Below are 18,732 nucleotides of genomic sequence, written 5' to 3'. Positions count from 1 at the left end.
ATGCGCCGGCTGATCGGATGCCTGGCGCTCGCGGGGCTCGGCGGTTGTTCGCTGGCACCACCGTACAGCATCCCGCCAAGCCCGGCCGCGTCGGCGTACAAGGAGGCCGGATCCTGGCAGCTGGCCGCGTCCGAGCCTGCGCCAGGCGCGTGGTGGGACGCGTTCGACGATCCCGTGCTGGCCGAGCTGGAAGCGCGCATCGAGGCCGGCAATCCCGACCTCGCCGCCGCGGTGGCGCGTTACGATCAGGCGCGGGGACTGCTGCGCGAGAGCCGCGCCGATCTGTTTCCCAGCGTCAGTGTCGGTGCGGATGCCGAGCGTGCGCGTGTCTCCGCGGGACGGCCGCTGTCGCAGGGTAGTGCCGCGACCTACAACAACGCCTCGCTTGGCGCTTCGCTCGCCTATGAGATCGACCTGTTCGGCCGGGTGCGCAATTCGGTCCGTGCCGATGCCGCCGCGGCGCAGGCCAGCGCGGAGGATGTCGCGGGAACGCGCCTCGCGTTGCAGTCGACGCTGGCCGACACCTATTTCCAGATGCGCGGGCTGGATGCGCGTACCGTGCTGTTGCAGCAGACCGTTGCCGCGTTCCAGCGCGCCTATGACCTGACCGACACGCGGCACAGCGGCGGCATCGCATCGGGGATCGACGTCAGCCGTTCGGCCGCCTTGTTGTCGAGCGCGCGTGCGGAACTGTCCGCGGTCGCCGGCGAGCGCGCGGCGTTCGAACATGCGATCGCCGCGCTGGTCGGCGAATCGGCCTCGCGCTTTGCAATTCCGGTCGCCGACACGATGCGCAAGCCGCCGGTGTTCCCGGTCGGCATCCCCTCTACCCTGCTCCAGCGGCGCCCCGACGTGGTCGCCGCCGAACGCCGTATCGCCGCCGCCAACGCGCGGATCGGGGTCGCTCGCGCGGCGCAATATCCGTCGCTGACGCTGGGCGGATCGGGCGGGTTCGAGGCGGGGCACGGCAATATCCTGAGCGCGTCGAACAGCTTCTGGGCGCTGGGGCCGCTTTCGGCCGCGCTGGCGATCTTCGACGGCGGCGCGCGGCGGGCGCGGGTACGGATCAGCCGCGCGCAGTATGACGAGGCGGCGGCGAGCTATCGTTCGACCGTGCTGGCGGCGTTCCGCGAGGTCGAGGACGATTTGGCGCGCGCGCGTGCACTGGCGGCGCAGGAGGCGGACCAGCTTGCAGCAACGCGCGCGGCGGAGCGGACCCGCGACCTGGCGCTGACCCGCTACCGCGACGGCGCCTCGGACTATCTCGAGGTGGTCACCGCGCAGACCGCGGCGCTCGACGCCCAACGGCTGTTGCTCGAAGTGCAGAGCGCGCGGCTGCGGATCGCGGTGGATACGGTGCGTGCGATCGGCGGCGTCGCCACCGCCTGATTGGCGCGTATAGTGCCGTCATGAGCATCATTCGAATCGGCATCGGCGGCTGGACCTACGAACCCTGGCGCGGGACCTTCTATCCCGAGAAGTGGGCGCAGAAGCGCGAACTCGATTATGCCGCAGAGCACGTCACCGCGATCGAGATCAACGGCACCTATTACGGCAGCCAGAAGCCGGCGACCTTCGCATCCTGGGCAGCGGCGGTGCCCGACGGGTTCGTCTTCACGCTGAAGGCGTCGCGCTATTGCACCAACCGGAAGGTGCTGGCCGAGACGGGCGAGTCGATCGCGAAATTCGTCGGGCAGGGCATCGTCGAACTCGGCGACAAGCTCGGCCCGATCCTGTGGCAGTTCATGGCGACGAAGAAATTCGACGCGGACGATTTCGGGGCGTTCCTGAAGCTGCTGCCGGCCAAGCAGGACGGCATCGCACTGCGCCATGCGATCCAGGTTCGGCACGAGAGCTTTGCGGTGCCGGAATTCGTTGCGCTGTGCCGCGATGTGGGGGTGGCGATCGTCTATGCGGATTCTGCGGAATATCCGGCGATCGCCGATGTCACCGGCGACTTCGTCTATGCGCGGCTGGAGTCGGCGGAGGAGCGGTTCGTCGCGGGCTATGCACCGCACGCGCTCGACGACTGGGCGGCGAAGGCGAAGCTGTGGGCGGCGGGTGGCCGGCCGGAGGGCTTGCCTTATGTGACCGAGGCGGCACCGAAGAAGGCCGCGCGCGAGACGTTCGTGTTCTTCATCAACGGTGCCAAGGTCCGCGCGCCCCAGGGTGCGATGGCGTTGATCGAGCGGGTATAACGCCTGCTCTATGCGCGAGTCAGGGCGTTGGCGTCGCCGCCGTCGGTGCTACTGACGGCGTTACCGCAGGCGTTGCGGCCGGTGCAGCCACAGCGGGCGTAACCGGGACCGCATTCGGCTGTACCAACTGGCCCAGGATCGCGGCATTCTCGATCCCGTCCAGCGCATGGCGCGCCTGGACGTAACGCGCTGCCGACGCCATCCAGTCGCCGGCGTTGCGGGCGCCCGGCAGCCGCGCGACCTCCGCGCGTGCCGCCTCGACCTGGTCGCTCTCGAGCCAGCGCCGCGCGCGCGCGAGCCGGTCGGCGGCCATCGGCGGCGGGGTGTCGGATCGCCGCAGCACGATCAGCTGGTCGATCTGCTGGCGCAACGTCGCGCCCCAGGTCTCGCCGGTCGTTGCCGTGATCTCGGGCGCGATGTCGTCGAGGCCCTGGCGGAGGTCCTCGATCGTCACCGGCTGGCGCGCGGCCTGAATCACCGCGAAGGTCGCACGCGGCTGGCTTGCGCCGAAACGCAGCCGCAACTGTTCCTCAAGATAGCCGAGGGGCAACCCGCGATCGAGCGCGCGTCGCGCCGCGAATGCAACCAGCAGCCCTTCCGCGCGCGTCGCCTGGCCGCTGGCAGCGGCGGCATCGATGGTGACGGCTGCGGTGCGCGCTTCCAGGGCCGCCAATTGCCCGGCCAGTGCCGCCTCGCGCGTCGCCAGCATCGCCGGATCGAGCGCGGCGGCAGCGGCAGGCGCCTCGCCATTCGCGTTGAGCGGCTGTTGCGGGACATAGCCGGCGTTGGTCGTGGGCTTCTCGACGGTCGCGACGACCGGCGTCGTGGTGCCGAGCCAGCCGCGGCGCATCGCATAGCCCATCAGCGCGAGGCCCGCGGCGAACGCCAGCACGACGCACAGGAGGATGGTGCCAAGCCTGGCCCTGCGTGGCTGTGGGGTCGGCACATAGTCGGTCATGGCGTGCTTATCCCCGCCAGCGGACGCCCGGTCAATCGCGCGCGTCGCGGCCAGCGGGACGAGCGCGTCGTCGCTTGGCTCGGCGGCGATATCGACGCTCTCCCAGCCCTCGCCGGCCGCCTCGCCGACCGCGAGCGACAACGCGACCAGCGCGATGGCCCCGCGTTCGGTCTCGAACACCCGTGCCGCGAGCATCTGCGCGGCGCGGGTGGAGTGGAGCAGGACGACGCAGCCGGCCAATGCGCGGATATCGGAGTCGCTCACGGGGGTCGGATCGCTGGCATAGACGGTCAGCGCGGTGACGCCTTCGCCGGTCCGCGCGCGGTCCTGTCCCGCGAGGTGGAGCAGTCGGGCGAACCCCGCTTCGTGCGCGAGCGTGACCGCCGATGCGGCATCGCTCTCGCCGATCTTCGCGATCCCGAAGCCGGCCGCGCGCGCTACGGCGGCGGTGGCGGCGCCGACGGCGATGACGGGAAGGCCCTTGAGCGCGTCCAGTCCCGGGCCGCCGTGCCGGACCGCGTTGGCGCTGGTCAGCAACAGCGCGTCCCAATCGGTGGCGTCAGGGCCGGTCCAGGGGACCGGTGCGGCGGCGAAGAACGGCAATTGGCGGACGGTGAGCCCGAGCGCACGCAACCGGGCGGCGGTGGCGGCGTCACCCGGCGCGGGGCGCAGCACGACGACCGTACGGCTCACGCCGCGAACAGCCGCCGTACGCTGTCGGGGGCGCGGGTGAGCAGGTCGACCGCCAGCGCGGTGCCGAGATCGTCGCCGAGCGCGCCTTCGATCGATCCCGCGACGTCGCACGTGCCGTCCTCGGCGATCAGTTCGGCGCGCAGGTTGAGCGTCTCGCCCGCCAGCGACGCGAGCGCCGCGACCGGCGAATGGCAGTCCGCACCGAGCCGCGCGAGCAAGGCGCGTTCGGCGCTTACGCAGGCGCTGGTATCGGCATGGTCGATCGCCGCCACCAACGCGTGTGCCGTGCTACCGTCGAGCGTCTCGATCCCGATCGCGCCCTGTGCCGGCGCCGGCAGCATGACGTCGGTCGGGATCGCATGGCCGCAATCGGCGCGTCCCAGCCGGTCGAGCCCTGCCGCTGCGAGCAAAGTGGCGTCCATGTCGCCGCCCGCGACCTTGGCAAGCCGGGTGTCGACATTGCCGCGGATCAGCACGATGTCGAGGTCGGGGCGCAACCGCAGCAGCTGCGCACGACGACGCGGCGAGCTGGTCCCGACCACCGCACTGTCACGCAGGTCCTCGACGCGTTCCGCACCGATCAGCCGGTCGCGGACGTCGGCGCGCGGCAGCATCGCGGCGATGCGGATTTGCGCAGGGCGGATCGTCTCGACGTCCTTCATCGAATGCACGCAGGCGTCGATCTCGCCGGCCAGCAGCGCGCGGTCGAGCTCCTTGGTCCACAGCGCCTTGCCGCCGATCTCGGCGAGTGCGCGGTCCTGGACGCGGTCGCCGGTGGTCCTGATCACCACCGTCTCGATGTCGTCGGGCGTCCAGCCATGCGCGGCGCACAGCGCATCGCGCACCATCCCCGCCTGGGTGAGTGCCAGCGGCGAACCGCGCGTGCCGAGCCGGAAACGAGCCATCGCCCGGTCATGACGAAGCGCGGCGGCTTCGACAAGTCTGGGGAACAAGCCTGAGGGGGACAAGCGCGCGGGCGGGCGATAGGGTGCGCGGCATGATCATCCTCGGCATCGAATCCTCCTGCGACGAAACCGCCGCCGCGCTCGTGACCGGCGACCGCCGCGTGCTCGCGCACCGCCTGCTCGGGCAGGAAGCCGCACACGCGCCGTTCGGCGGCGTCGTTCCCGAAATCGCCGCGCGCGCGCATGTCGAGGCGCTGGAACCGCTAATCGTCGCGGCCCTGGCCGACGCGGGGCTCAAGCTGGCGGATGTCGATGCGATCGCCGCCACCGCGGGACCGGGGCTGATCGGCGGCGTGATGGTCGGGTTGGTGACCGGCAAGGCGCTCGCGCACGCCGCGGGGAAACCGCTGGTCGCGGTCAACCATCTGGAGGGGCATGCGCTCAGCCCGCGGCTGTCCGACCCCGATCTCGAATTCCCGTATCTGCTGCTGCTGGTGTCGGGCGGGCATTGCCAGTTGCTGCTGGTCGAAGGCGTCGGTCGCTATCGCCGACTGGCAACGACGATCGACGATGCGGCGGGCGAGGCGTTCGACAAGACCGCCAAGATCCTCGGGCTTGGTTTTCCCGGCGGCCCGGCGGTCGAGCGTGCGGCGGCGCTCGGTAATCCGAAGGCGGTGCCTTTGCCGCGACCGCTGAAAGGGTCGGTCGAACCGCATTTCTCGTTCGCAGGCCTCAAAAGCGCGGTGGCGCGCGTGGCGGGAGATTACCCACCGGAGGATCTCGCGGCGTCGTTCCAGGCAGCGGTGGTCGATTGCCTGATCGACCGAACCACCAAGGCGCTGGGTACCATCCACGGCGCGACCGCGCTGGTCGTCGCGGGCGGCGTTGCGGCCAACACCGCGGTGCGTTCGGCTCTGCAGGCGTTGGCCACCGCGCACGGCCTGCGCTTCGTCGCGCCGCCGTTGTGGCTGTGCACCGACAATGCCGCGATGATCGGCTGGGCCGGGGCTGAGCGGTTTGCCGCCGGCCTGACCGATCCGCTCGACGTCGCGGCGCGGCCACGCTGGCCGCTGGATCCCGGCGCCGAAACGGTGCGCGGCGCGGGGGTGAAGGCGTGATCGGGGTCATCGGTGGCGGTGCGTGGGGCACCGCCCTTGCGCAGGTCGCGGCGCAGCGCAGCGACGTGCTGCTGTGGGCGCGCGAAGACGCGGTGGTCGAGGGCATCAACGCCGCGCATGAGAACGCGCTGTTCCTTCCCGGCTGCACGCTGGCCCCGGCGATCCGCGCGACCGGCGACCTGTCGGACCTTGCCGCGTGCGACATCATCCTGGTCGTCGCCCCCGCGCAGCATGTCGGCGCGGTCCTGGCGGCGGCACCGGTCGGCACCATTCCGCTGGTGCTGTGCGCCAAGGGGATCGAAGCGGGCAGCAAGCGGCTGATCGGCGAAGTTGCGCGCGCGGTGCATCCGGACGCGCCGATCGCGGTGCTGTCGGGCCCGACGTTCGCACACGAGGTTGCGGCGGGGATGCCGACCGCGGTGACGCTGGCGTGCGAGGACGCCGCGCTCGGTGAGAGGCTGGCGGCGCGGCTCGCGGTGCCGCATTTCCGGACGTATGCGACCACCGACGTGATCGGCGCGGAGATCGGCGGGGCGGTCAAGAACGTGCTCGCGATCGGCTGCGGCGTGGTCGAGGGCGCCGGGCTCGGCCAGAATGCCCGCGCCGCGCTGATCGCGCGCGGCTTTGCCGAGATGACGCGGTTCGGCCTCGCGCGCGGCGCCCGCGCCGAAACGCTGGCCGGGCTGTCGGGGCTGGGCGACCTGGTTCTCACCTGCTCGTCGACCAGTTCGCGCAATTTCTCGCTGGGTGTCGGGCTTGGTCGCGGCGAGTCGGCGGCAACGCTGCTCGCCGATCGCCGCACCGTGGCGGAGGGTGCCTTCACCGCCCCCGTCCTCCGCGAAGCCGCGCGCGACGCGGGTGTCGACATGCCGATCACCGAGGCAGTGTGTCGGTTGCTGGAAGGCGCGTCGGTTGGCGACGTGATCGGCGACCTGCTCGCGCGACCGCTGAAGGGCGAGGCCGGCTGATGCGGGTTGCGGCCTTGCTGAAGGGGGTCAATGTCGGCGGCAACCGCAAGCTGCCGATGGCCGACCTGCGGGCGTTTATCGAGGGCCTGGGCTATGGACCGGCGGCGACGCTGCTCGCATCGGGCAACGTCGTGTTCGAAACGGATACCGATGCCGCCGTGCTGGAGCCGATGCTGGCGGAACAGGCAAAGACCGCGCTGGGCCTCGACACCGCGTGGTTCGTCCGCAGCCATGCCGAGCTGGCGCCGGTCGTCGCGGCGAACCCGTTTCCCGACGCGGCGCAGGTGCGGCCCAGCCATGTGCTCGTCGCCTTCCACCACACGCCGTTCCCCGCGGCGTTACTGGACGATCTGGCGGCAGGCTATGCGGGGCCCGAGCGGCTGGCGTGCGTGGGCCGCGAGCTGTTCGTGGATTATCCGGCGGGGATCGGGCGGTCGACGCTGCCTCAGGCGACGGCCAGGCTCAAATTTCCCACAGCGGCGACCGCGCGCAACTGGAATACGGTGCAGAAGCTTGCCGAACTGACCGCCTGACCTAAGCGGTTCGGCCAACGAACGCGTCTACCACCGTCGCCAGTGCGGGGTCGGCAACGCGACCTTCGATCGTCTCACCATGGCCTAGCAATCCGTTCGGGCAATAGCGTCCGTCGTCCCAGCCGGGGTGATCCAGCACCGGGTAGAGGCATATCCCTTCGACCGGGACGCCGAGCGCGATCGCCGCCTGCACCTCGGCGATGATCGACTGCAGCCAGGGTGCGCGGGCGTCGCCTTCGATCCCGGTTTCGGCGACGAAGATCGGGCGGCCGTAGCGGGCGTAGGTGTCCGCGAGGATTTCGCGGAACGGGCGCGCGCGCGGATCGCCATAGGCGAGCGGCGGGCCGCCATGGATCCACTGGTTGTTGTGGTAGAAATTGACTCCGACGATATCGAGCAGGTCGGGCCGCCCGCCGATCTGCGGCCAGGCGCGGCCGGCGATCATGTCCCAGCCCTGGAACTGCGCGATCCGGTGGCCTTCGGCGGCGGGAGCATCGTGCGGGCGCGACCGGTCGGTGACGACGTTGATCACCGGATCGGCGTGGACGAAGCGCGCGGGGGGATCGACCAGAAGGATCGCCTCCATCGCCGCGATCGACGCACGCGCGAGCTGGACCTTCAGTTCGTGCCCCCGTCCGCGCGCGAACGGGTTCAGGTAAGCCGCATCGCCGCCGCCCCAGGCCAGGAACGAGATCTCGTTCACGGGCGCATAGAAGCGGCGTTCGCCGGGACCTGCGGGGCCCAGATGACGTGCGGCGGCGGCGGCGAAGGCGGCGAAGCGGGTGACGAAGGCGGGGGTCCAGACGTCGATATCGTCGGGCCAGCCATAATGGAGCAGGTCCCAGATCACCTCGGTTCCTGCCGCCGCGGCACCGGCGCACTGGCGTTCGAGGCTGGACCAGTCGTAGCGGCCGGGTTCGCGCTCGATCAGATGCCAGCGCAGGCCGTCGCGGACGGTGAGGATGCCGTGCTGGGCCAGCGCGCGATAATCGTGTTCGGCGTGGACGTCGTGATGACTGGCTGCGATCACGTCGACGCGCGCGCGGTCGTGTGCGCGGCGGTGAGTGGAGCATTCGAACCCGCCCTGCAGGACGCTGCGGAACAGGCCGGTCGGGCGTGGCAGCGGCGGGCGCTCGGCGAGGACTGCGGCGAACAGCGCCTCCCATTGGGGGACGACGGCGGGGATGGCGTAGTCCGCGTCGACTTTCGCGCGCAGCGCGGTGCCGAGGCTGGTCGCTAGTTCTGGATCGGCCAGCAAGCGCAGCACGGCCGTCGCGACCGCCGGGGGATCCTCATGCGGTACGAACAGCCCGCTGACGCCGTCGACGATCTGTTCGGCGGTGCCGTTGTCGCAGGTCGCGACGACGGGCAGGCGCGCCGCACCGGCCTCGGCGATGACGTGCGGCATGCCCTCGCCGCGCGACAGCCAGACGAAGACGTCGAGCGCGGACAGCAGCGCCGGCACGTCGGCGCGGTCGCCCAGGAAGGTGAGGACGCGGTCGAGGCCCAGCGCGGTCGCTCGGGCGCGGAGGGCAATGGCATAGTCGGGCAGGAACGCATCGGGGCCGCCGATCACGACGAACCGGGCATCGGGCTGCCGCGCATGGATCAGCGCGGCGGCATCGATGAAATCCTCGACACGCTTCTTGGGGTCGAGTCGTCCGAGCCAGCCGATCAGCGGCACCCCGTCGGCGATCCCGAGCGCGGCACGCGTCGGTGCCCGCGTCGCGGCGTCAAAGGCGTGCGTGTCGACCATCGACGGGATCTCGACCGCGTGGTGGGGCCGATCGGGCATGCGGCTCGCCGCGGCATCGCGGATCGAGGCGCAGACGCCGACATAGCGCGCGGTGAAATGCTTGGGACCCGCCAGCGCTTCGGACACCAGCCCGCCATGCTCGATCAGCGGTGGGCGCAGGTGCAGCCGTTCCAGCGCGGGATAGATGTCGGCGACGTTCTGGCACGACACGACCAGGTCATAACCGGGGATCCGGCTGGCGAGATACGCGACGGTCTCGTCATAGCCGAGCGCATAGGGCGTGCGATCGACCGGCACGCCGATCGCCTCCAGCTGCGCATGGGTCTGTTCGGGCATGCCGGGCTTGCGGAAACACGCCACGACCTCGATCCGGTAGCGCGTCGGGTCGAGCGCCTGGGCGAGCAGCCGCACCTCGGTTTCCTCGCCGCCGACGACCAACCAGGCGAAGACGAACAGGATGCGGATCGGGCGGCCTTCGATCGGCGGGTTCAATCGGCGGCCTTGAAGACGATCTGCAGGAATTCGGGCCGCTCGCCGACCAGCCGCGCGATGAAGCCGGGCGCGTCGTCATAGGGTATGACGTGCGTGATCAGCTGCGCGCGGATGTCCGCGCCGCGGGCGACCAGGAGCTTGACGGTTTCGTTGGCGAGTCGGCGCTTGTCCCATTGCTGTGCAAGCCCGCGCGGGACGCGGTTGATCTGTGCGCAGCGTAAGGAGAGGCCGTTGTGATGGAACTCCTCGCCGAGCCGCAGCCGATCGGCGCCGCCCTGGTAGAAAGCGAGGTCGATCACCGTACCCTGCGGACGTAGTGCGCGCATCGCCGCATGCAGGCTGGCCGCATCCGCGCGGGTCTGGAACACCACGTCGGCACCGCGATCGTCGCCGCCGTGAAGCCAGCGCGACTTGGCGTAGTTCCACGCCTGATCCTCGGTCATCGCCGTCAACCCGAGGCATTCGGCGCGCAGCCGGCGGAACGGCGAGGGATCGGCGATCACGACTTCGCTGGCGCCGGCGGCTTGTGCGAACAGCGCGGTCAGCATCCCGACGACGCCTGCGCCGATCACCAGCGCCGGGCGTCCGCGGATACCGTCGCCAAGGCCAATGACGTTGGGTCCCAGCAGTTCGGCATCGGCGTGGAGGATGCCGTTGGCGGCGATCGGACCCATCTGGCCGATATAGATGCCGAGGATCGGATCCATTTCGGCCGGCAGCTTGACGAGCAGGTCGTTGAACGGATCGGCGGTGTGGCCGGTCTTGTGACCGAACACCGCACCGACGACGTCGCCGTTCGCGTAATCGTCGACCCGACTGTCGCTGACGCGCGCGCATTCCATGTAGCCGAGGAACGGCACCGGATAGTGCGCGCTCGCCTCGCCCTCGACGAACACGCCGCGGCCTGCATCCCAGCGCGAGTGGAGATACGGGTTGCTGTTCTTGACGAAGGTGAGCTCGGTCCCCGCGGAAAAGCCGGTGTAGAGCAGGTCGAGCCGGACCTGGCCCTCGGCTGGCGGCGCTTCGTCATAGCCGAAGAAATAGGCCTGGCCCGGGCGTTCGACGCCGAGTGAGCGGACGTGACGCCATTCAGACATGCGCCGCCTCCCGCGCCGGGCTGAGGTCGATCGCGCGGCCTTCGGTGGCGGACCGTTCGATCGCGAGCGCCAGACGGAGCGTGTCGAGCGCGGCGGGGTACGGACAGCGGATGCGGTTTGCCTTGCCCTGCACCGCGTCGATGAAGTCGCGGTCCTCGAGCATCACCGGATCGGCGCCGTTGCCACGTACCGGACGGCCGCGACCGATGTCGATCATCACGTCGCGGTCGGTCAGCTCGATCGCCAGCCCCTCGCCGTACAGATGCAGCCCGACGCGGTGGTTCCAGTTGAGCAGGCAGGTCGAGGCGAAATTGGCGATCGCGCCGCTCGCGAAGGTCAGCATCGCGGTGCTGGTGGTCGCGACGTCGAGCCCCGGGAAGGCGGCACGATCGACGTGCCCCGACTGGCCGTAGACGCGCACCACGTCGCCGACGAGATAGCGCGCGAGGTCGACCAGATGCGTGGTCTGTTCGAGCATCTGCCCGCCGGACGCGTCCTTCTTCCACCACCAGCGCGGCGGCGGCGTCGAATCGAGCCAATAGCCCGACAGCAATCGCGCCGGCGTCGCGGCCAGCAGCGCACGCACCTCATCGACGGTGTCGAGATAACGCCAGTGATAGCCGACCGCGGTAACGAGCCCGAGCCGTTCGACCGACGCCGCAACATCCTCCGCGGTGCCGAGATCGAGTGCGACCGGCTTCTCGACGAAGAACGGCAGGCCGGCGTCGATCGCGAGCCGCTCGGGCTCGCCGTGCGCAAACGGTGGTACGCAGATGAACAGCGCATCGAGCTCTACCGCGTCGATCATCGCCGCGGCATCGCCGAACGCGCGCGCGCCGAACCGTGCGGCGGCTTCGGTTGCGCGCGCCATGTCGACATCGGCGACCGCGACGATGCTGACGTCGTCGAACTGCTCCAGCACGCCGAAATGGCGATGCGCGATGCCGCCGGCGCCGATGAACCCGATGCGTGTCCGCTCCACGTGTATTCCCTGTGTCTGTCGTTGGGTGGCGGCGTAGACCGCGCGGGTGTCGGCGATCATGCGATCGGCGGTGAAACGGGCGCGGTGACGGTCGCGTGCGGCGTCGCCCATCGCGGTCAGCTGCGCCGGGTCGTCGAGCATCGCCACGACGGCGGCGGCGAAGCTGGCCGGATCGGCGGCGCTGAGGCGTCCGGTGACGCCGTCCTCGATCGCTTCGGCATTGCCCGGTGCATCGGTCGCGACGATCGGAAGGCCCGCCGCCATCGCCTCGAGCGCCGCCAGCGACAGCCCCTCGAACGTCGACGGCAGCAGCAGCAGGTCGGCGAGCGCCATCAGGTCGGCGATATCGCCGCGGTTGCCGAACATCCGCACCGTGCCGGCGAGACCTTCTGAGGCGATCGCACGTGCGGTCGGGATCAGCAGCGGCCCCTCTCCTGCCAACAGCACGACGCAATCGGGGTGCGCGGCGCGGATCGCTGGCAGTGCGTCGAGCAGCAGGCGATGGCCCTTCTGTTCGGCGAACCGCGCGATCATGAGCAGCACCGGCGCATCGCCGACGCCCCATTCGCCGCGCAACGCGTCGCGCGACCGCGTCGGCATGCGCGGCGCGACGCCGTTGTGGATCGTCTCGACCAGTGCTGCGTCGATGCCGGCGTCGTGATGGCTGGTCGCGACGGCATCCGACACGCAGATCAGCCGCGACAGGCCGGCTGCTGCATCGCGGTGGTCGGCGCGCTGCGCGTCGTCGGTCAGCAGATAGGGCAGATGTTCGGTGCGGATGACCGGCGCCCCGGCGGCGGCGGCGGCGCGCACCGCGGCATTGCCCTCCCAGCCGATCCCGGCATGGACGTGGACGAGATCGGGCGCGTCGCGCTGCAGCCAGCGGGTCAGCGCGCCGTGGTCGTCGTCGATCGCCTTCACCGCCAGGCCGTGCGCGGCGGCGCGGTCGAGCAGTCCGGTGCCACTGCGCCCGGCAACGGTGACCGCTACGTCGGTCATGCCGGTTGCCAGCGTCATCATGTGCTCGCCGACCCCCGAGGGAGCCGCGCTGTCGGTGAGCAGGCAGATCCGCATCATTCCGCCGCCTCGGCCTCAACGGCCACAGCTCGCGCGAAGACCTTGCGATAGGTCGCCAGCGCCTGCCCCACCACCTGGTCCATATTGTAGTAGCGATAGGTCGCGAGCCGCCCGACGAAGGTCACGCCCGGTTCGGCATCCGCCAGCGCCTCGTAGCGCTTGAACAGCGCCTGGTTCTCGGGCCGCGGGATCGGATAATAGGGATCCCCCTCCGCGCTCGGGATCTCATAGGTGATGCTGGTCTGCGGATGCACCTGGCCGGTGAGATGCTTGTATTCGGTGATCCGGGTGTGCGGCACCGTCTCGTCGGGATAGTTTACCACCGCGACTGGCTGGAACTGCGCGACGTCATGGGTCTGGTGGACGAACTCGAGGCTGCGATACGGCAGCCTGCCGAAGCGGAAGTCGAAATATTCGTCGATCGGGCCGGTGAAGACGATGTGATCGCACTCGATGCGCTCGATCACGTCGTGATAGTCGACGCCGAGTTCGATCTCGATCCCCGGATGATCGAGTATCGCCTCGAACATCTTCGTATAACCCTCGGCCGGCATCGCCTGGAACCGGTCGGTGAAATAGCGGTCGTCGGTCGAGGTCCGCGTCGGCACGCGCGCGGTGACGGTACGGTCGAGCTCGGACGGGTCGAGCCCCCATTGTTTCCGCGTATAGCCCTGGAAGAACGTCTCGTAGAGTTCGCGCCCGACCGCCGAGACCACCACGTCTCTCGACGTGCGGATATCGGTAACCGGCTCGGCCCGGGTCGCGAGGAACGCGGCGGCGTCCGCGTCCGTCTCCAGCGTCAAGCCGTAGAGCTGGTTCAGCGTGGTGCGGTTGATCGGCATCGGCACAAGCTCGCCTGCGACATCGGCGAGGACGCGGTGCTCGTACGGCCGCCAGTCGGTGAAACGCGACAGATAGTCGACGATGTCCGCCGAATTGGTGTGGAAGATGTGCGGGCCATAGCGATGCACCAGCACGCCCGCCGCATCGTGTTCGTCATAGGCGTTGCCGCCAATATGCGGGCGCTTGTCGATCACCAGCACGCGCTGCCCGGACTCCGCCGCCAGCCGTTCGGCCAGCACGGCGCCGGCAAAGCCCGCGCCGACCACCAGCGTATCATAACGCGGGCGCGGCGCGGTACGGCGCTCGCCGCGCAGCACCCGTGCGATCTCGCCGGCCATCGCCGCCTGCGTATCGTCCCACGACTGCGTAGCCAGCACGACATCCGCCTGATCCCGCCAGGCACCGCCCCGTGGCAGCGCGAGCGCCGCGTCGCAGGCCGCAACGAACCCGGCCGCGTCGCTGGCGATCGCGACCGCATCGAGATCGCCGTAATGCCGCACGACGTCGACGATCGGCGTCGAGACCACGGGCAAGCCGCCCGCCAGATATTCGGGCGTCTTGGTCGGGCTGATGAAGCGAGTCGCGGCGTTGATCGCGAACGGCATCAGCGCGACGTCCCACCCCGACAGATAGGCGGGTAGCTCCGCATAGCTGCGCGCGCCGAGCCAGTGGATGTTCGCGCGGCGCGGCAGATCGGCGGGGTCGATCTTCACGACCGGTCCGATCATCACCAGCGACCAGTCGGGCCGCGCCGCCGCCACCGCGTCGACCAGCGCCAGGTCGATGCGTTCGTCGATGACGCCGAAGAAGCCGAGTTTGGGACCCGCGATGCCGCGCTGGTCTTCGGGTTCGGCCACGTTCGCGCGGGCTTGCGCGAAATGGTCGACATCGACCGCGGACGGGAAGGCGTGGACGTCGGGATGGCGCCCGCGCTTGGCCTCGTACAGGCTGTAGCCGCCGGTGAAGACCAGGTCGGCACGTGCCAGCAGCCGCGCTTCCTGCTCGATCAACGCGGGGTCGGCGAAGCGGAATGCCGACAGCTCGTCCATGCAGTCGTACACCACCAGCGCCGCATCGACCGGTGCGGCGAAGTCGGCCATCGCCGGGGTGTAGAACCACAGCAACGGCTTTGCCGGCACGCTGGTCCGCACCAGCAGCGCCAGCAGGTCGCGCAGGCCAGCCGCGATATCGGCGGCATTCCACCAATGTGGCAGGCGGGGGCGCAGGACGATCACGCCGTCGGCCGGAAAGGGATGGTATTCGAGGAACGGCAGCGGATGGTCGCACGGGATATGCTCTTCCCAGAAGAACACCGGGCCGTTCGCCGCGAACCGTTTCATCAGATGCTGCGGTCGCTGGGTCACGAAGTCCCAGCGCAGATGCGAAAAACAGATGAGCGGTGGTGTCGCAATGGCGCCCGACTTGTCGGGGGTGGCCGTAGTCCCGTGCACGTGGTTCCGATCCGCGTCAGTCCGCGGTTGCCCGCAATCCTACCAAGCTAGCCGGCCAAATTTCCGACGTCATTGCTTTGAATCATGGATGGCAGCAATAATTTCGCCCAGTCGCCGGACGCTGTGCGGCCAGGTCCAGTGGTCGAGAACGGCCGCCCGTGGGTCGTAGGTCGCAGCGGTGTCGCGCAGTGTCATGATCGCATCGCCAAACCCCTCCGCGGTCGCGGTGATCCCGGTTTCCGGCAGGATATACTGCAGCCCGCACGACAGCGCCGCATTGGCGAGCACCGGCAGGCCGGCCAGCATGTATTCGGTGAGGATCGCCGGCGCGCCATCGTCGACACCGCAGACCACGCCGAAGCGCGCGCGGTTCATCAGCTGGTTGACCGCGTCGATCCCGACGCCCGGCGGCCCGACGAACTCGACCGACAGATTGCGCTCCGCGGCGTCGCGCCGGAGGTCGTCCGCCATCTCGCCATAGCCGAACACGCACAGCGCGCGGACGTCGCGGGGCAGCCGTGCCAGCGCGTCGAACAGGATGTCGTGGCGCTTATAGGGTTGCGCGGCGGCGACGTAGATCAGGTCGACATCCTTGGCGGTCCCGAGTGGGCGGAACTGGTCGATCGCGGCGAAGTCTGGGCCGACAGGGAGGATTGCGGTCGCCATGCCGGGGTGGCGCGCCACGACCGCGTCGGACTGCCACTGCGCGCCGGTCAGCACGAGATCGAACAGCGCGCTGCACTCGGGCGGTACGCGCAGCGCGGGCGCGTCGATCGAATTATAGAGGATGATGCTGTTCGCGCAGAGTTCGAGCACCGACGGCGCAACGCCCAGGCCATAGACGATCAGGATATGCGGCGCGCCGTACCGACGGATGAAGGCCTCCATCGCGGTCGACGCGAACGGCGCGGCATCCCCGTCCAGACGGAAGCCGCGGCGGCCAAGCACCGCGGTCTCGCGGCGAAACGGCGACGGCCCTGCCCCGCGCCAATGGTGCCAGATCTCGGCCTGCTCAACGATGCCGGCGGCGACGAGTGCAAGTGGCAGGCGTTCGAGATAGCTGCCGACGACGTCGACCGGTTCCGACGCCGCGGGTCCGTTCGCGTAGTTCGGCGGCGGCTGCAGCTCCGGCCAGGCGGCATCGCCGTCCTCGACCCAGTCGCTGATGACGACCACGGATCTGCGGACGGTCAGGGGAACGCGTTCGTGGCGCATGCAAACTCTCGGCAGGCGGGATCGCCACGCGGAATCATGTCGTCGCCGCCGTCCGAGCGCAACGATACTCTAGTTGATCCGGGTTGGCTCCGTGGCGAGAGGCGGCACCGTGCGCAGGATCGCCGCGATCGCGAGTGCCGCGACGATCAGCACCAGGCAGAACGCGGTCACGCCGGGCCAGCCGGCGTGCGTCCAGGCAAAGCCGCCCGCCGACCCCAGCACGCTCGATCCCATGTAATAGAAGAACAGATAGAACGCTGCCGCCTGCCCCCGCGCAGTGCTGGCGCGTCGCCCGACCCAGGCGCTCGCGATCGAATGTGCGCCGAAGAAGCCGATCGTCACCACGCCGATCCCTGCGACCACGAGCACCAGCGGCCGCATCGCGGTGAGCCCGATCCCGGCCATCGTCAGGACCACGGGCACCCAGAATACCCGCCGCCGCCCCAGTCGGCCCGCGAGCGTCCCGAACCATGCCGAGCTCGCCGAACCGAGGATGTAGAGCAGAAACACCGCGCCGACCGCCGCCTGGCTGAGCGCATAGGGCGGTGCCATCAGCCGGAAGCCCGCGTAATTGTACACCGTGACGAACACGCCCATCAGCAGGAACGCCTCGGCATAGAGCAGCGGCATCGCCCGGTCGGCGAACAGCGCCGCGGCGCTGCGCAGCATCGCACCCGGGCGGCTGCCGTTCGCGACGAAGTTGCGCGACGGCGGGGCGAGCCGTCGGAACGCCTCCGCCATCGTCAGGCCAATGACGCCGACCACGCCGAGCGCCCAACGCCAGCCACCGAGATCCGCGACCAGGCTGGCGACCAGGCGGCCGCCCATCCCGCCGAACGCGCTGCCCGCGATATACAGGCCCATCGCCGAGCCGACCGACGCCGCGTCGACCTCTTCGGCGACATAGGCCATCGCCACCGCCGGCACGCCTGCCAACGCGATGCCCGTCAGGAAGCGCAGCACCAGCAGTCCGCTCCACCCTGGCACCACCGCGGCGGCGAGCGTCAACGCGCCGGCCGCGAACATCGCCGCGATCATCAGCGGTCGCCGGCCGACGCGGTCCGACAGCAACCCCGCGAACAGGATACCGATCGCCAGCGGTCCGGTCGCCAGCGACACCGCGAGCGACGCGGTCTCGGCAGTCAGCCGGTACTGCGCGGCAAACGACGGCAACAAAGGCTGCACCGAATAGAGCAGCGAGAAGGTCGAAAACCCGGCGAACAGCATTGCCAGTGTCAGCCGCCGGAACGCCGGCGTGCCCCCGGCGATGGCGGCATCAGAACCCACGCGACATCCGCTTCACCTTCGTCCCGCCCACCATAACACGGCAAACCCCGCCAGCGCCGCGAGTAGCGATCCGCCGAGCACGCCGACCTTCACCGCATCCAGCCGCGCAGCGTCACCGGCAAAGGCCAGTCCACCGATGAACAAACTCATCGTGAAACCGATCCCCGCGAGCAGTGCGACACCCCAGATCTGGAGCCAGCTTGCCCCGCTCGGCCGCGGCGCGAACCCGGTCTGGTCGGCGACCCAGATCGCGCCGAAGATGCCGACCTGTTTACCGACGAACAGTCCCGCCGCGACGCCGAGCACCAGCGGGTCGCGCAGCGTATCCCACCCGATCCCGCCGAGTCCGACGCCTGCATTGGCGAACGCGAACAGTGGCAGGATCGCGAACCCGACCCAGGGCTGGATCGCATGTTCGATGCGCTCCGCGGTGGTGACCGGGATGGTCAGCGCCGCGACGACGCCCGCAACCGTCGCGTGCACGCCCGACTGCAGCACGAGCGCCCACAGCACCGCAAACCCGACCAGATACGGCCACGCCCGCCGCTCGCCATGCCGGTCGAGCGCGACCATCGCCGCGACCACGCCGGCGGCCGCTGCGAGTGCCGCAAGGTCGATCGCGGCGGTGTAACCTAGCGCGATGATCGCCACCGCGCCCATGTCGTCGGCGATCGCGACCGCGGTGAGGAAAAGCTTCAACGACGCGGGCGCTCGACTGCCGAGCAACGCCAGCACGCCGATCGCGAACGCGATATCGGTCGCTGCCGGGATCGCCCAGCCGCGGGTCAGCCCCGGCGTGGTGCCCGCCAGCGCTAGGTACACCAAAGCCGGCACGATCATTCCCGCCGCCGCCGCGACGAACGGCAGTCGCCGCTGCGCCGCGGTCGCGAGCTCGCCTGCGACCAGCTCGCGCTTGATCTCCAACCCCACGGTCAGGAAGAATATCGCCATCAAGGCGTCGTCGATCCACGCGTGCACCGATAACGGCCCCGCCTGGGCGTGCAGCACCGCGTCGTAGCCGCCGGCAAGCGGCGAATTGGCGATCGTGATCGCACAGGCCGCGGCAAGGATCAGGGCGATGCCGCCGGCTGCGGGGCTGGCGTGCCAGGGTCGCGCGACGGACGTCGGGGATTGGTGCACCATGACTCCCCTTAGCAAG

General features: G+C 69.9%; 14 protein-coding genes. 5 read left to right on the top strand and 9 right to left on the bottom strand.

Annotation, left to right across the window (positions count from 1 at the left end; translation table 11 throughout):
* Entirely contained in the window at positions 1 to 1,389 is a 1,389-nt protein-coding gene (locus tag SJY20_RS00705; protein ID WP_380784688.1) for an efflux transporter outer membrane subunit, read from the top strand.
* A 20-nt stretch (positions 1,390 to 1,409) separates the two neighbouring features.
* On the top strand, positions 1,410 to 2,198 hold the full coding sequence (locus tag SJY20_RS00700; protein WP_380784687.1) for a DUF72 domain-containing protein: 789 nt from the start codon (positions 1,410 to 1,412) through the stop codon (positions 2,196 to 2,198).
* 19 nt (positions 2,199 to 2,217) lie between these two features.
* On the opposite strand, the gene SJY20_RS00695 is transcribed toward SJY20_RS00700, so the two are convergent.
* Both SJY20_RS00695 and hemC read right to left on the bottom strand, forming a co-directional pair.
* Complete coding sequence (locus SJY20_RS00695; RefSeq protein WP_380784686.1) at positions 2,218 to 3,849, bottom strand: uroporphyrinogen-III synthase; 1,632 nt, start codon at positions 3,847 to 3,849, stop codon at positions 2,218 to 2,220.
* Positions 3,846 to 4,754 carry a hydroxymethylbilane synthase gene (gene hemC, locus SJY20_RS00690; RefSeq protein WP_380784685.1) on the bottom strand — a complete coding sequence of 303 codons (909 nt, stop codon included), beginning with the start codon at positions 4,752 to 4,754 and terminating at the stop codon, positions 3,846 to 3,848. Before hemC ends, SJY20_RS00695 begins: the two co-directional genes overlap by 4 nt.
* 92 nt (positions 4,755 to 4,846) lie before the next feature.
* Between hemC and tsaD the strand changes: the two genes are divergently transcribed.
* From tsaD to SJY20_RS00675, 3 genes are read left to right on the top strand one after another with little or no spacing between them, the layout of a single operon-like run.
* Positions 4,847 to 5,872, top strand: coding sequence for a tRNA (adenosine(37)-N6)-threonylcarbamoyltransferase complex transferase subunit TsaD (gene tsaD, locus SJY20_RS00685; protein ID WP_380784684.1), 1,026 nt, complete (start codon positions 4,847 to 4,849; stop codon positions 5,870 to 5,872).
* Complete coding sequence (locus SJY20_RS00680; RefSeq protein ID WP_380784683.1) at positions 5,869 to 6,840, top strand: NAD(P)H-dependent glycerol-3-phosphate dehydrogenase; 972 nt, start codon at positions 5,869 to 5,871, stop codon at positions 6,838 to 6,840. The genes tsaD and SJY20_RS00680 overlap by 4 nt, the downstream gene beginning before the upstream one ends.
* A complete protein-coding gene (locus SJY20_RS00675; protein WP_380784682.1) occupies positions 6,840 to 7,373 on the top strand; it encodes a DUF1697 domain-containing protein in 534 nt (177 codons plus the stop codon). Before SJY20_RS00680 ends, SJY20_RS00675 begins: the two co-directional genes overlap by 1 nt.
* Before the next feature lies 1 nt (position 7,374).
* On the opposite strand, the gene SJY20_RS00670 is transcribed toward SJY20_RS00675, so the two are convergent.
* The 7 genes from SJY20_RS00670 to nhaA form a co-directional block, all read right to left on the bottom strand.
* The gene (locus SJY20_RS00670) at positions 7,375 to 9,621 is read right to left on the bottom strand and encodes a glycosyltransferase (RefSeq protein WP_380784681.1); all 2,247 of its coding nucleotides are present in this window, start codon (positions 9,619 to 9,621) and stop codon (positions 7,375 to 7,377) included.
* Positions 9,618 to 10,718 carry a zinc-binding alcohol dehydrogenase gene (locus tag SJY20_RS00665; protein WP_380784680.1) on the bottom strand — a complete coding sequence of 367 codons (1,101 nt, stop codon included), beginning with the start codon at positions 10,716 to 10,718 and terminating at the stop codon, positions 9,618 to 9,620. The genes SJY20_RS00670 and SJY20_RS00665 overlap by 4 nt, the downstream gene beginning before the upstream one ends.
* Positions 10,711 to 12,777: a glycosyltransferase gene (locus SJY20_RS00660; protein ID WP_380784679.1), complete on the bottom strand. Its 2,067-nt coding sequence runs from the start codon at positions 12,775 to 12,777 to the stop codon at positions 10,711 to 10,713. The genes SJY20_RS00665 and SJY20_RS00660 overlap by 8 nt, the downstream gene beginning before the upstream one ends.
* Positions 12,774 to 14,960, bottom strand: coding sequence for a UDP-galactopyranose mutase (gene glf / locus SJY20_RS00655; RefSeq protein WP_380788507.1), 2,187 nt, complete (start codon positions 14,958 to 14,960; stop codon positions 12,774 to 12,776). The genes SJY20_RS00660 and glf overlap by 4 nt, the downstream gene beginning before the upstream one ends.
* A 180-nt stretch (positions 14,961 to 15,140) precedes the next feature.
* A complete protein-coding gene (locus SJY20_RS00650) occupies positions 15,141 to 16,286 on the bottom strand; it encodes a glycosyltransferase (RefSeq protein WP_380784678.1) in 1,146 nt (381 codons plus the stop codon).
* 69 nt (positions 16,287 to 16,355) lie between these two features.
* A complete protein-coding gene (locus tag SJY20_RS00645; protein ID WP_380784677.1) occupies positions 16,356 to 17,573 on the bottom strand; it encodes an MFS transporter in 1,218 nt (405 codons plus the stop codon).
* A 12-nt stretch (positions 17,574 to 17,585) separates the two neighbouring features.
* A complete protein-coding gene (gene nhaA, locus SJY20_RS00640; protein ID WP_380784676.1) occupies positions 17,586 to 18,716 on the bottom strand; it encodes a Na+/H+ antiporter NhaA in 1,131 nt (376 codons plus the stop codon).
* Positions 18,717 to 18,732: the final 16 nt, after the last annotated feature.

Source organism: Sphingomonas sp. R86521 (assembly GCF_042466235.1).
In the GTDB taxonomy this organism is placed as follows: Bacteria; Pseudomonadota; Alphaproteobacteria; order Sphingomonadales; family Sphingomonadaceae; genus Sphingomonas.
This window is presented reverse-complemented; position numbering and strand designations above follow the sequence as displayed.